We start from the raw sequence: 13,386 nt of genomic DNA, 5'->3' as shown, positions 1-13,386 counted from the left end.
CCCGCGCCGCCGTTCGTCTTCGCGGTTCTCACGCCGGGAGCGCTCCCGGCGGCGCCGCGCTTCCCATCCGCTTGGCCGGCCTCGCTCGCCGGCGAGCGCCGGAATTACCCTCGCCATGCTCGTGCGCATCGTCTCGATCCTTTTTCCGCTGTTCGCGATCACCGCGCTGGGCTATTTCGTCGGCAGGCGCATGAAGCCCGACCTGTCGCACGCGAACAAGCTGAACATGGACGTCTTCATTCCGGCGCTGGTGTTCGCGGCGCTCGCGAACAAGGATTTCCATATTGTCGAGTTCGTGCCGCTCGTCGTCGCGACGCTGGTGATCGTCATCGGCTCGGGGGTGATCGGCTGGGCGCTCGCCCGCTCATCGCGGATCGCGCCGAAGACTTTCGTGCCGCCGATCATGTTCAACAACTGCGGTAACCTCGGCCTGCCGCTCGCCGTGCTCGCTTTCGGCGAAGCGGCGCTGGCGCCCGCGGTGGTGATGTTCATGGTGTCGAACCTGCTGCATTTCTCGTTCGGCGCATGGCTGCTCGACCATCGCATCAAAGTGTGGACGGTGTGGAAAGTGCCGTCGGTGCTGGCGACGTTCGCCGGACTCGCGGTCGGCATCGCCGGCGTCGTGGTGTGGCCGCCGCTGATGCTCGCGATCAAGATGCTCGGCGACGTGTCGATTCCGCTGATGCTGTTCGCGCTCGGCGTGCGCCTTACCGATTCGAACATCTCGTCGATCGGGCTGGGGTTTTACGGCGCCGCCGTGCGCCCCCTCGTCGGCATGCTGCTCGCGTACGCGGTGATGCTGTTCATCGACCTGCCGCCGCAACAGGAAGCCCTGCTGGTGGTGTTCGGCGCCCTGCCACCTGCGGTGCTCAACTACATCTTCGCCGAGCGCTATCACCAGGAGCCGCAGGCGGTGGCGTCGATGGTGCTGATCGGCAACGTCGCGGCAGTGGTTTTCCTGCCGATCGCGCTGGCGATCGTGCTGCCGTAAGCCTCACCACATGTTCTCGACGACGAGGTGCGCCGGCGCCGCGCGGCGCGACAGCTTGTAGCCGAGGCGGTTGAGGAGCTTGCGTCCGTCATCGACCATCTGCGGGTTGCCGCACAGCATGATGCGGCTGCGTTCGTGATCGAGCGGGAAGCCGACCGCCCGTTCGAGTTCGCCGCTCTCGATCAGCGTCGTGATGCGCGCACTCAGGGCTCCGGCGACACGCTCGCGGGTGACGACCGGCACGTAGTGCAGTTTGTGCACGACGTCGCCGACCAGCGGGTGGTCCACGAGGCGCGCGATCTCGTCGCGGTACGCAAGTTCGGCGGCGGTGCGCACGCTGTGCACGAGGACGATGCGCTCGTAGTCGGTCCAGGTGCTGCGGTCATGCAGAATCGAGATGAACGGCGCGAGCCCGGTGCCGGTCGCGAGCAGCCACAGGTCGCGCCCGCCTTCGAAGCGATCGGTCGTCAGGAACCCGTAGTTCATCTTCTCGACGAAAATCTCGTCCCCTTCGGCGCGCCGGGCGAGGCGGCCCGTGAATTCCCCGTCCGGCACGACGATCGAATAGAACTCGAGGTGTTCGTCGTATGGCGCGGAGACCATCGAATACGCGCGCCAGACGATCGAGCCGTCCTCCTTGCGCAGCCCGAGGCGGGCGAACTGCCCCGGCACGAAGCGGAATGCCGGGTCGCGCGTGGTGCGAAAGCTGAACAGATGCGGCGTCCAGCGCCGCATCGCAATGATGCGCTCGGTCGTGAAGCGGTCGGCTGGCAAAGACATCGGCAGCTCCGTCTGGCGTGGCTAATGTTGATTAAAATACTCGGGTATTGCGCCGCGGGCAAGCCGTGCCGGCGCCGAGGGCCGGGCGTCCGGCTTCAGGCTTGCGGCGGCCGGGTCGGCACGACCGGGCGCGGCGCGCCGGCGTCGAGGAATCCCTTGAGCAGGTCGACCGGCACCGGGAAGACGATCGTCGAGGATTTTTCGCCAGCGACCTGCGTCAGTGTCTGCAGATAGCGCAGCTGCATCGCGGCGGGCTGGCGCGACAGCATTTCGGCCGCTTCCATCAGGCTCTCGGCCGCCTGCTTCTCGCCTTCGGCGTGGATCACTTTCGCGCGCCGCTCGCGCTCGGCTTCGGCCTGGCGGGCGATCGCGCGCACCATCGTCTCGTTGAGGTCGACGTGCTTGATCTCGACGTTCGTGACCTTGATGCCCCACGCATCGGTCTGGGCGTCGAGGATCTGCTGCACGTCGAGGTTCAGTCGTTCGCGTTCGGCGAGCATCTCGTCGAGTTCGTGTTTCCCGAGCACCGCGCGCAGCGTCGTCTGCGCGAGCTGGCTGGTCGCGACCATGTAGTTTTCGACCTGGATGATCGCTTTCTCGGGGTCTACGACGCGGAAGAACACGATCGCGTTGACCTTGACCGAGACATTGTCGCGCGAGATCACGTCCTGGCTCGGCACGTCCATCGTCACGACGCGCAGGTCGACCTTGACCATCTGCTGGACCCCGGGAATCACGAGCACGAGGCCCGGCCCCTTGACTTTCCAGAAGCGTCCGAGCATGAAGATCACGCCGCGCTCGTATTCGCGCAGGATCCTGATCGCGCTGACGACGAGCGCGATCAGGATCAGCAGCACGGTGCCGAGGCCGAGGTTGAAGTCGTAGATCATCGGAAACTCCTTTCGATCGCAGAAGGGGGAGGGGCGAGCCGTTCGACGTGCAGCGTCAGGCCGCGCATGCCGACGACGCGCACCCGCTCGCCCGGGACCAGCGGGCCGGGGGCGGTGACGCGCCACGATTCGCCCTGCACCTGTGCCCAGCTCGCGTCGCCCGACACGACCGTGACCGTGCCGATGCTGCCGATCAGCGCTTCGCGGCCGCTGACGACGGTCTGTTTGCGGGTGCGTGCGGCGAGGGTGCCTACGCCGAGGATCAGTGCGGCGCTGACAAGCGCGAGGCCGATGATGAACGGCAGGGGGATGCCGAAGCCGGGCGCTTCGGTGTCCATCAGGAACAGGCCGCCGACGACGAAGGCGACGATGCCGCCGACGCCGAGCGCGCCGAAGCTCGGCAGGAACGCTTCGGCGAGCATCAGCGTCGCGCCGATCGCGATCAGCGCGACCCCGGTCCAGTTGACCGGCAGCAACTGGAACGCATAGAGCGCGACCAGCAGGCAGATCAGCCCGGCAACTCCCGGCACGCCGAAGCCCGGGCTGGTGAATTCGAAGAACAGGCCGTAGATGCCGATCATCATCAGCACCAGCGCGAGTTGCGGATTCGACAGGATCGACAGGACGCGGTTGCGCCAGTCGGGCGCGATCCGCTCGACCGTGGCGTCCGCAGTCGCGAGCTGCACCGTGTTGCCGCTGTCGAGCCTGACCGTGCGGCCGTCGATCCGCGTCAGCAGATCTTTCAGGTCACTTGCGACGACATCGATGACACCCCCCTTGAGCGCTTCGTCGGCCGACAGGCTCGCCGCCTCGCGCACCGCGCGCTCGGCGAAATCCGCGTCACGGCCGCGCAGCTGGGCGAGGCTGCGCAGATAGGCGGCCGCGTCGTTCTCGATCTTCGCCATCATCGCGTCGCCGCGCGGGGCTTTGGGCGCAGCGGCCTTGTCGGCACTGTCGCCATCCTTGCCGGGTTCGGTCGCCGGATCATCGTCTTCGGCCGGCGGTTTCCCGCTTCCCGGCGCGCCGATCGCGACCGGAGTCGCAGCGCCCAGATTCGTCGCCGGCGCCATCGCGGCGATGTGGCTCGCATAGAGGATGTAGGTGCCGGCGCTGGCCGCGCGCGCGCCGCCGGGGCTGACGTAAGTCGCGATCGGTATCGGTGACGCGAGGATTTCGCGGATGATGATGCGCATCGAGGCGTCGAGCCCGCCGGGGGTGTCCATTTCGATGACGACGAGCCCCGCGTTCTCTGAACGCGCGCGTGCCAGTCCGCGGCTGACGAAATCGGACGTCGCCGGGCCGATGACGCCGTCGAGCCGCAGCGCGACCACTTTCGCCGCGGGCGCTTCGGCCGCCCGCCCGTCCGCAGGCAGGCCGAAGCCGAGGCCGAACAGCAAAAAAAACAGAAAAAGCAGAGTGCCCAGTCGTCGCAGCGCAGCGTGCATGCCGGTTCCTTCGGACGCCGATGCACGCGTGCGAGGGGCAATGCGCCGTGCATCCGCTCGTCTGAGTGTAGTGCGGGGGAAGCGTTCCCGCTGACCGGGACGGACGACGGCTGGGCGAGCGCCGGAAGGCGAAAAAAGGGAGCGGCCGCCGCGGCAGGCGGGGCGCTCCCTTCAGGCGGTCAGCGCGGCTTCAGGCCTGTTCGGCCGGAGGCAGCGCGATACGGTTGTCCTTGCTGTACTGGTAGTCGTGGAAAATGTGTTCCGCGCTGAGGATCTGGTACGTGCCGTCCGGGCGCCGGTGCGTCGTGTCCTTGAGCCGGTACGTGTAGTGGCCGCAAGTCCAGCAGTCGAAGTTGCGCATGTGCGTGCACAGGCAGGTCTTGTCCATCACGCGCAGGCGGCCGGCATCCGGATGCGCGGCGAGCTCGCGGTTGTAGGCGTTGATGTACGCGCAGTTGCCGTTCGCGTCGAGCAGGTAGCCGTAGGCTTCGCAGTTCGGGCGGATGCCGGCGCCGATCGACGGGCTGCTCTTGAGCATGCGCATCGGGTAGCCGGTCGGCGAGGTGTTGTTGACCTCAATGTCGTCTTCGTCCGCGCCGAAGTAGTGCTGTTGCACGTCCGGCGGCAGCCCGCATTCGTGCGATACGGTGAAGCGCGTCGCGACCTGCACCGCAGCGGCGCCGGCGTCGAGGAAGGACACCGCGTCGCTGCCGGTGAAGATGCCGCCAGCCGGGATCAGCGGGATGTCGAGGTTTTCGGTCTTCAGGTAATCGTGGATCTCGGCCATGATCGCGTGCAGGTCGTACTGCGCCCAGTCCATGCCGAAGCCGAGATGGCCGCCGGCGAGCGGCCCTTCGACGACGACGTAGTCGGGCAGACGGTTCGTGCGCGCCGACTTGCGCAGGAACAGCAGCAGCGCACGCAGCGACGACACGATGATGCCGAGCTTGACGTCGCGAAAACGCGGGTGATCCTCGATCAGCGCGAACGACCCGAGGTGCAGGCCCGCGGCGAGCGTGATGCCGTCGATACCGGCGTCCAGCGCCGAGCGCAGGCGCACGCGCAGTGTGTCCTTCGGCCCGTTCATCGTCAGCTTTTCCATGCAGTTGATGAAGATCAGGCCGTCACCGCGCTTGCGCTCCATCGTGTGGTGCACGTGGCGCTCGGTCGCCTCGGCGAGCAGGCCGAGGTCGAACTGCACTTCGGACTTGTCCGTGTTCGCGACGTTGTACTTGTAGAACTTCAGCTTGTCGCGCGTGTACTTCGTGTCGTAGCGCCGGTCGCTGACGGTCGGGACCATCGCGTCCGAGATGTGTCCGATGCCGCCGAGACGCGCGGCTTCGAGCGCCAGGTCCGACGTCGAGATGTCGACGCCCATCCCGCCAATCATGATGGGAACATATTCCCTGCTGCCGAACCGCAGGCGAAAGTCATCGACAGATTTCATGTTCGTCTTCTATGTTGCTCGCTGTGCCCTGCAGCCGGAAATCGGGCAAGACGCCATTTTCCCACACGCCGGGGGTCGACGGGGAAGGCGTTGCGCCCCGGTGCCGTAACGGCGCCGGGGGCGGCAGGAGATGCAGATGTTCGGGTTGCGCAGGTTCAGCGGATCATTCCGGCACCGACGGTGTTGTTCGTGCTTTCATCAATGACGATGAAAGCGCCGGTGGCGCGATTGTCGGTGTAAGGATCGGCGAAAACCGGCTGGGCGAGTTTGAGTGTCAGGTTCGCGATATCGTTCATCGCGAGCGTCGCGACGGGCTCATGTTCGAGCGTGTTGACGTCGAGCCGGTAGTCGATTTTCGCGATCTTCGCCTTCACTTCGCGCGTCGTGTGGCGCAACAGGTAAGTGCGCGCCGGCGACATCGGGGTTTCGGACAGCCAGCACACCGTCGCGTCGATCTCCTTCAGTGCCTGCGGCTGCTCGGCGCTCTTGACGATCATGTCGCCGCGCGAAATGTCGATTTCGTCGGCCAGCAGCAGCGTGACCGACTGCTCGTGGATCGCGCGCGGCACGCCTTCGCCGCCGATCTGGATGTCGCGCACCGAGCTGCTGCGTCCCGACGGCAGCACGGTGACGGCGTCGCCGATACTGATCTCGCCGGATTCGACCCGCCCCATGAAGCCGCGGTAGTCGTGCAGTTCGGGGTTCGCCGAGTCGTGCGGACGGCAGACGAACTGCACCGGGAAGCGGAAATCCTCGGCCTGTTCGGTGTGCGCGGCCGGCACCGTCTCGAGGATTTCGAGCAGCGTCGGGCCGTCGTACCAGCCCATGCGCTCGCCGCGATCGACGATCATGTCGCCGTTGAGCGCCGACAGTGGAATGAAGCGCACGTCCTTGATGCCGAGTTTCGCCGCGAACGCGAGGTACTCGGCACGGATGCGTTCGTACACCGCCGCGTCATAATCGACGAGGTCCATCTTGTTGATCGCGACGAGCAGATGCGGGATGCCGACGAGGCTCGCGAGGTACGAGTGGCGGCGCGTCTGCGTCAGCACGCCTTTTCTCGCATCGACGAGGATGATCGCGAGGTTCGCGGTCGAGGCGGCAGTGACCATGTTGCGCGTGTACTGCTCGTGGCCGGGGGCGTCGGCGATGATGTACTTGCGCGTGCCGGTCGAGAAGTAGCGATAGGCCACGTCGATCGTGATGCCCTGTTCGCGCTCGGCCTGCAGGCCGTCGGTGAGCAGCGACAGATCGACGGCGGTCATGCCGCGCTTGGCCGAGGTTTTTTCGATCGCGTTGAGCGTGTCGGCGAGGATCGTCTTGGTGTCGAAGAGCAGGCGGCCGATCAGCGTGCTCTTGCCGTCATCGACGCTGCCGCAGGTCAGGAAGCGCAGCAGGCCGTGGTCGGTGTCGGGCAGGTTTTCGAGGGCGGACATGGTCATGGTTCCTTCAGTTCTTTCCAAAATTTCTGTTGCGGCTTAAAGGTCGATGCGGTCTCGGGGGTGCCTGCCCGCCGGGGCTGGGTGGGGTGTTCGTTCTGCGGGCTGCGGAACTCGCTTCGCTGCGCTCGCTCAGACAGTCCTCGCCCGCGCCACGAACACCCCACCCGTCCCCGGCTCCGTTCCGGGTTTTTCGGACTGCGCTTCTTTCTTTCACTACTTGTCGAACCGCGTGGCGCACAACGAGCGCCGAACGGTTGGGTCTTTGGTTCAGCCGGCACGCCGCAAGAGCGAGGCGGGGTGTTTGCGGAGCGGGCGAGGACTGTCTGAGCGCGCGCCGCGGAAGCGCGGCGCAGCGCGAGTTCCGCAGCCCGCGGAGCAAATGCCCCGCGTCGCTCGCTTAGCACCCCGCACAGCACGCGCCCCTCGGACCCCAAGCCACCGCTCGACCACACGAATCAAAAATACCCTTCCTTCTTCCGCTGCTCCATCGAAGCCTCCGAAGTCTGGTCGTCCATCCGGGTCGCGCCGCGCTCGGTGATTGTCGTCGTCGCGGTCTCGAGGAGAATCTTCGCGACCGTGTCGGCATCGGATTCGACCGGGGCCGTGCAGGTGATGTCGCCGACGGTGCGAAAGCGCACCTGGACGTTCTCCACGACGTCGCCGGGCTTGGCGGGCGTGACGTCGGTCACGGGCTGCAGCAGGCCGTCCTTGCGCACGACCGGGCGGACATGCGCGAAGTAGATCGACGGCAATTCGAGCTTTTCGCGCTCGATGTACTGCCACACGTCGAGTTCGGTCCAGTTGCTGATCGGGAACGCGCGGATGTTCTCGCCCTTGTGCGTGCGGGCGTTGAACAGGTTCCACAGTTCGGGACGCTGGTTCTTCGGGTCCCACTGGCCGAACTCGTCGCGGAAGCTCATGATCCGCTCTTTCGCGCGCGCCTTTTCCTCGTCGCGCCGCGCCCCGCCGATGCAGGCGTTGAACCCGAATTCCTCGATCGCCTCGAGCAGCGTCACCGACTGATGCTTGTTGCGCGACTCGTCCGGCGTCTTCAGCACCACCGTGCCGCGCGCCATCGAGTCCTCGACCGAGCGCACGATCAGCCGCTCGCCGAGCTCGGCGGCGCGCTTGTCGCGGAAGTCGGTCACTTCCTTGTAGTTGTGGCCGGTGTCGATGTGCATCAGCGGGAACGGGAAGCGCCCCGGACGGAAGGCCTTCTCGGCGAGCCGCAGCATGCAGATCGAGTCCTTGCCGCCGGAGAACAGCAGCACCGGGTTCGAGCACTGGCCGGCGACTTCGCGCAGGATGTGGATCGCTTCGGCTTCGAGCCAGTCGAGATGGGTCAGGGTTTGTCTGGTCAGCGTGGACATGATCGTTTCTTAACGTTTGATGTTCGAGGCGCGCAGCGCGCGAAAAGCGGCTTTCAGCCCGGCACGCAGCGCCGCGAGGCGGCGGCGCAGGCCGGGACGCGAGTATGGGGCGGCAGCCGAGGAGTGGGGAAAGGTGTCGAGGCGGCGGCTCATGGGGTCAGCCTTTCCTGACGTGCAGCCCGCATTCCTTCGACGCCGGATCCTCCCACCACCAGCGTCCGGCGCGGACGTCCTCGCCGAGGGCGATCGCGCGCGTGCACGGCGCGCAGCCGATGCTCGGGTAGAACTGATCGTGCAGCGCGTTGTACGGCACTTCGTGGATGCGGATGTAAGCCCACACTTCGGTCTCGGACCAGTCCGACAGCGGGTTGAGCTTCTCGAGCCCGTTGCCGGCATCGAATTCACGCTGCGGCAGGCCGGTGCGAGTGACCGACTGGGCGGCGCGCAGGCCGGTGATCCACGCTTTTTTCCCAGCCAGCGCGCGGCGCAGCGGTTCTATCTTGCGCACGCCGCAGCACGCCTTGCGCAGCTCGACCGAGTCGTAGAACGCGTTGATGCCGTGCGTGCGAACGTGGTTCTCGACTGCCGTCGCGTCGGGGAAGAAAACCTTCAGCTTCGTGCCGTAACGCTGTTCGACTTCGCCGATCAGCGTGTAGGTCTCGGCCGGCAGGCGGCCGGTGTCGAGCGAGAAGATCTCGATCGGCAGCGCCTCGCGCAGGATCAGGTCGGTCAGCACCATGTCTTCGGCGCCGAAGCTGTTCGCGAACGTCAGCTCGCCCGCCGAACCGAATTCGGCGGCAGCGGCGCGCAGGAACTCGAGCGCCGCCGCGGATTTCGTCGCGACGCTCGCACGCAACGCGTCGCTCAGTTCCGGACGGGTCGCCGGGTTCGCCGCTGCGGGACGCAGCAGCGTCACGGCGCCGGTCACGATTTCACCTGTGGCGGAGTGGGGCGGGCGACGCGGCGGAACAGCGGCTGCGGAAGCGTCGCCGATGCCTGATAAGGCACGGTGAAATCGGCGAGGCTCGCGGTAGCCGCTTCAAGCTGCTCGTCGGAGTACCGGCCGGCACGCGGCTGCAGCGCGTCGAAGCCGCAGCGCGTGAGGTAGTTGAACTGGTCGCGCAGCACGTCGCCGATCGCGCGCAATTCGCCGGTGTAGCCGTAGCGGGTGCGCAGCAGCGTCGCGGTCGAGTAGCCGCGCCCGTCGGTGAACTTCGGGAAATCGATGCCGATGACCGCAAAGCGCGCAGCGTCGTCCGCAACCGCCTCCGGCCCTTCGCTGCTGCCGAGCCACACTCCCAGTTCGCCGGCGTCGGCGCGGCCGGCAAACTCTTCGCGGCGCGCCTGCCACACCGCGAGCGGGACGAGCACGCGTCCGGCGGGCACGACGGCGCTGACGGCGGTTTCGCCCTCGGTGAGCGTGACGATCTGCCAGTCGTCGGCAACGACCCGGCCGTTCTTGATCAACTTAGGCATGAGCCACCTTCCTTTGCGTCTGGACTTCGCCGCCATACACGCGCTGCTTGAACGGCTCGATGCCGAGGCGATGCACCGTGTCGACGAAGCGCTCGTCCGCGTGGCGGTATTCGATGTAGGTTGCGATGAGCTTCTCGACGACGTCGGCCATGTCGGCGCGCGCGAACGACGGGCCGATGACTTTGCCGAGCGCGGTCGCATTGCCCTGCTCGCCGCCGATCGTCACCTGGTACCACTCCTCGCCGTTCTTGTCGACGCCGAGGATGCCGATGTTGCCGACGTGGTGGTGGCCGCAGGCGTTCATGCAGCCCGAGATGTTGATGTCGATGTCACCGATGTCGTAGAGGTAGTCGAGGTCGTCGAAGCGCCTCTGGACCGCCTCGGCGATGGGGATCGACTTCGCGTTCGCGAGGCTGCAGAAATCGCCCCCCGGGCAGCAGATGATGTCGGTCAGCAGGCCGATGTTCGGCGTCGCGAGCCCGGCTTCGCGGGCGAGCTCCCACAGCGTGTGCAGGTCCGACAGCTTGACGTCGGCGAGGACGACGTTCTGCTCGTGCGTCATGCGCGCTTCGCCGAAGCTGAAGCGATCGGCCCAGTCGGCGACGAGGTCCATCTGTTCGGCGCTGATGTCGCCCGGCGCGACGCCGGTCTTCTTCAGCGACAGCGTCACCGACGCATAGCCGGGCACCTTGTGCGCGCGCACGTTGCGCCTGACCCACGCGGCGAACGGCTTGCTGTCGGCGAGCTGCGCTTCGTAGAGCGCATTGCGCGCGGGCAGCGTCTCGTAGTCCGGGTCGACGAAGTGTGCGGCGACGCGCTGCACTTCGGCTTCGGTCAGCGTGTTCGGGCCGTCCTTGACGTGCGCCCATTCCTCTTCGACCTGGCGTGCGAATTCCTCGGCGCCGAGCGCCTTGACGAGGATCTTGATGCGCGCTTTCCACACGTTGTCCCGGCGGCCGTAGCGGTTATAGACGCGCAGGATCGACTCGCAGTAGGTGATCAGGTGCTGCCACGGCACGAAGCTCGCGATCTCCTCGCCGAGGATCGGCGTACGACCGAGGCCGCCGCCGACGAGCACGCGAAAACCGACGTTGCCGTCCGCGTCGCGCTTGAGGTCGAGCCCGATGTCGTAGATGCGCACGACGACGCGGTCTTCGGTCGCGCCATTGAGCGCGATCTTGAACTTGCGCGGCAGGTACGCGAACTCCGGGTTGTAGGTCGCCCACTGGCGCAGGATCTCGGCCCACGGGCGGGGATCGACGACTTCATCCGCAGCGACGCCGGCGAACGCGTCGGCGGTGATGTTGCGGATGTCGTTGCCCGAAGTCTGGTTCGCGTGCATCTGCACGGTGGCCAGTTCGCCGAGCATGTCGGGGATGGCTTCGAGCGGCGACCAGTTGAACTGGACGTTGGTGCGCGTCGTGAAATGCGCGTAGCCGCGGTCGTAGGTGCGCGCGAGGTGCGCGAGCTTGCGCAACTGACGGCTCGCGAGGTGGCCGTATGGCACGGAGATCCGGAACATCGGAGCGTGGCGCTGGATGTACAGGCCATTTTGCAGCCGCACCGGACGGAACTCGTCGTCGCTCAGCTCACCGGCAAGGTGGCGGCGCATCTGGTCGCGAAACTGCACGACGCGTTCGTCGAGAAGCTGCTGGTCATAGTCGTCGTATCGGTACATCGCGTCTCTCTCGTTAAATACTTTTGTTGCAGCTCAGTGGCTGATCAGCTTGGCGCCGACCAGCACCAGCATCGTTGCCAGGATCGGGCGCAGCACGCGGTCCGGGACTTTCGTCGAAATGTGGCTGCCGAGCCAAATGCCGGGGAGCGAACCGACGATCAGGCTGCCGAGCAGGAACCAATCCACGCTGCCGAGCATCCAGTGGCCGAGGCCGGCGACCAGCGTCAGCGGCACCGCGTGCGCGATGTCGGAGCCGACGATGCGCAGCGCCGGCATCCCCGGATACAGAAAGAACAGCGCGGTCACGCCGAGCGCTCCGGCCCCGACCGAGGAAATCGACACCAGCACGCCGAGCACTGCGCCGACCAGGACCGTCAGCCGCGCCGTGCGCACCGGGTTCGACGTGCCGCCGAAGCGCGCCAGCGCATACGCCTGGATGTGCTTGCGGAAGATCAGCGCCACTGCCGTCAGCACGAGGGCGACGCCGAGCGCGATCTTGATCAGGCTCGCGGCGCCGTCCATGCCCCCGGGCGCGAACGTGCCGACCAGTGCCAGCGTGACGATTGCGGCGGGAATGCTGCCGCTCGCGAGCCGCCGCGTGACCTGCCAGTCGACCGTGCCTTTCAATCCGTGCGCGAGCGTGCCGCCGGTCTTCGTGATCGCCGCGTACAGCAGATCGGTGCCCACTGCGACCGAAGGGTGGATGCCGAACAGCAGCACCAGCAGGGGCGTCATCAGCGAGCCACCCCCGACGCCGGTGAGTCCGACGATCGCGCCAACTGCGAATCCGGTAACGGGGTAGGCAAAATCCATGAGATGCGTCTTCTTGTATGGTGCGGCGCATCGTAAAACGGATCGCTAGATGCAAAAAGCCAGTTAACGTTAGACTCTAAGAAGAATTGGTTATAAGGGTCCCTGGATGAACCTCCAGCAATTGCGTTACATCTACGAAGTTGCGCGGCGCGGGTTGAATGTATCGGAGGCGGCCGAGGCGCTGTTCACGTCGCAGCCGGGAGTGTCCAAGCAGATCCGGCTGTTCGAGACCGAGCTCGGCGTCGACGTGTTCGTGCGCCACGGCAAGCGCCTCGTCGCGGTCACCGATCCCGGCCGCCAGGTTCTCGCGCTCGCCGAACGGGTGCTGCGCGACATCGACAACCTGCGCCAGGTGGGCGACGAGTTTACCAACGAGTCGGCCGGGAGTCTTTCGATCGCGACGACGCACACTCAGGCGCGCTACGTGCTGCCGCGCATCATCCGCGATTTCATGCAGCGCTTCCCGCAGGTCAAGCTGTCGCTGCACCAGGGCAACCCGCGCCAGGTGTGCGACATGGTGATGTCGGGCGAAGCCGATCTCGCGATCGCGACCGAGGCGATCGCCGACTACGATGAACTGGTGATGCTGCCCTGTTACCAGTGGAACCGCTGCATCGTCGCGACGCCGCGCCACCCGATCCTCAAGGAACATCCGCTGACCCTCGAGGCGATCGCGCGCTACCCGCTCATCACCTACGACGACGCATTCACCGGCCGCAGCCTGATCAACAAGGCTTTCCTCGGCCGCGGCCTGCGCCCGAACGTCGTGCTCACCGCGCTCGACTCGGACGTCATCAAGACTTACGTGTCGATGGACCTCGGGATCGGCATCCTCGCGCGCATGGCGTTCGATACCGTGGCCGACAAGACACTCGGCATGAGCGATGCGGCGCACCTGTTCGAGTCGAGCACGACGCGCGTCGGCTTGCGCCGCAATGCCTACTTGCGCGGCTATGTGTACGCGTTCATCGAGCTGTTCGCACCGCACCTGACGCGCCGCATGATCGACGTCGCGCTTGCCGGCGGCGGCGAGGATTACGGCATGTGACGGAGG

13 protein-coding genes are annotated in these 13,386 nt (G+C 66.3%); 2 read left to right on the top strand and 11 right to left on the bottom strand.

Annotation, left to right across the window (positions count from 1 at the left end; translation table 11 throughout):
• Positions 1–115 precede the first annotated feature (115 nt).
• The gene (locus tag PA01_07060; GenBank protein KON81398.1) at positions 116–991 is read left to right on the top strand and encodes an AEC family transporter; all 876 of its coding nucleotides are present in this window, start codon (positions 116–118) and stop codon (positions 989–991) included.
• A 3-nt stretch (positions 992–994) separates the two neighbouring features.
• Here the strand turns inward: PA01_07060 and PA01_07055 are convergent, their stop codons facing one another.
• The 11 genes from PA01_07055 to PA01_07010 all read right to left on the bottom strand — a co-directional run bounded on the left by PA01_07055 (position 995) and on the right by PA01_07010 (position 12,332).
• Positions 995–1,771 (bottom strand): ferredoxin--NADP reductase, encoded by a 777-nt coding sequence (locus PA01_07055; protein KON81397.1) that lies wholly within the window; start codon positions 1,769–1,771, stop codon positions 995–997.
• A 95-nt stretch (positions 1,772–1,866) separates the two neighbouring features.
• The gene (locus tag PA01_07050; GenBank protein KON81396.1) at positions 1,867–2,661 is read right to left on the bottom strand and encodes a slipin family protein; all 795 of its coding nucleotides are present in this window, start codon (positions 2,659–2,661) and stop codon (positions 1,867–1,869) included.
• Positions 2,658–4,106, bottom strand: coding sequence for a nodulation protein NfeD (locus PA01_07045; GenBank protein ID KON81395.1), 1,449 nt, complete (start codon positions 4,104–4,106; stop codon positions 2,658–2,660). Before PA01_07045 ends, PA01_07050 begins: the two co-directional genes overlap by 4 nt.
• 190 nt (positions 4,107–4,296) lie before the next feature.
• The gene (locus PA01_07040; GenBank protein KON81394.1) at positions 4,297–5,553 is read right to left on the bottom strand and encodes a nitronate monooxygenase; all 1,257 of its coding nucleotides are present in this window, start codon (positions 5,551–5,553) and stop codon (positions 4,297–4,299) included.
• A gap of 155 nt (positions 5,554–5,708) precedes the next feature.
• Positions 5,709–6,989, bottom strand: a complete 1,281-nt coding sequence (gene cysN / locus PA01_07035; GenBank protein KON81393.1) for a sulfate adenylyltransferase subunit CysN — start codon at positions 6,987–6,989, stop codon at positions 5,709–5,711.
• A 461-nt stretch (positions 6,990–7,450) separates the two neighbouring features.
• Positions 7,451–8,365: a sulfate adenylyltransferase subunit CysD gene (gene cysD, locus PA01_07030; protein KON81392.1), complete on the bottom strand. Its 915-nt coding sequence runs from the start codon at positions 8,363–8,365 to the stop codon at positions 7,451–7,453.
• Between the two features lie 9 nt (positions 8,366–8,374).
• Positions 8,375–8,518: a hypothetical protein gene (locus PA01_18680; protein ID KAI5913065.1), complete on the bottom strand. Its 144-nt coding sequence runs from the start codon at positions 8,516–8,518 to the stop codon at positions 8,375–8,377.
• A 4-nt stretch (positions 8,519–8,522) separates the two neighbouring features.
• Complete coding sequence (locus PA01_07025) at positions 8,523–9,293, bottom strand: phosphoadenylyl-sulfate reductase (protein KON81391.1); 771 nt, start codon at positions 9,291–9,293, stop codon at positions 8,523–8,525.
• Entirely contained in the window at positions 9,290–9,841 is a 552-nt protein-coding gene (locus tag PA01_07020; GenBank protein ID KON81390.1) for a DUF934 domain-containing protein, read from the bottom strand. The genes PA01_07025 and PA01_07020 overlap by 4 nt, the downstream gene beginning before the upstream one ends.
• The gene (locus PA01_07015) at positions 9,834–11,519 is read right to left on the bottom strand and encodes a nitrite/sulfite reductase (protein ID KON81389.1); all 1,686 of its coding nucleotides are present in this window, start codon (positions 11,517–11,519) and stop codon (positions 9,834–9,836) included. Before PA01_07015 ends, PA01_07020 begins: the two co-directional genes overlap by 8 nt.
• 33 nt (positions 11,520–11,552) lie before the next feature.
• Positions 11,553–12,332 carry a sulfite exporter TauE/SafE family protein gene (locus PA01_07010; GenBank protein ID KON81388.1) on the bottom strand — a complete coding sequence of 260 codons (780 nt, stop codon included), beginning with the start codon at positions 12,330–12,332 and terminating at the stop codon, positions 11,553–11,555.
• 106 nt (positions 12,333–12,438) lie between these two features.
• Here PA01_07010 and cysB point away from each other — a divergent pair, with 106 nt between their 5' ends.
• Entirely contained in the window at positions 12,439–13,380 is a 942-nt protein-coding gene (cysB, locus tag PA01_07005) for an HTH-type transcriptional regulator CysB (protein KON81387.1), read from the top strand.
• The last annotated feature ends 6 nt before the right edge of the window (positions 13,381–13,386 follow it).

The sequence above is a fragment of the Azoarcus sp. PA01 genome, from assembly GCA_001274695.2.
Lineage (GTDB): Bacteria > Pseudomonadota > Gammaproteobacteria > Burkholderiales > Rhodocyclaceae > Aromatoleum.
This window is presented reverse-complemented; position numbering and strand designations above follow the sequence as displayed.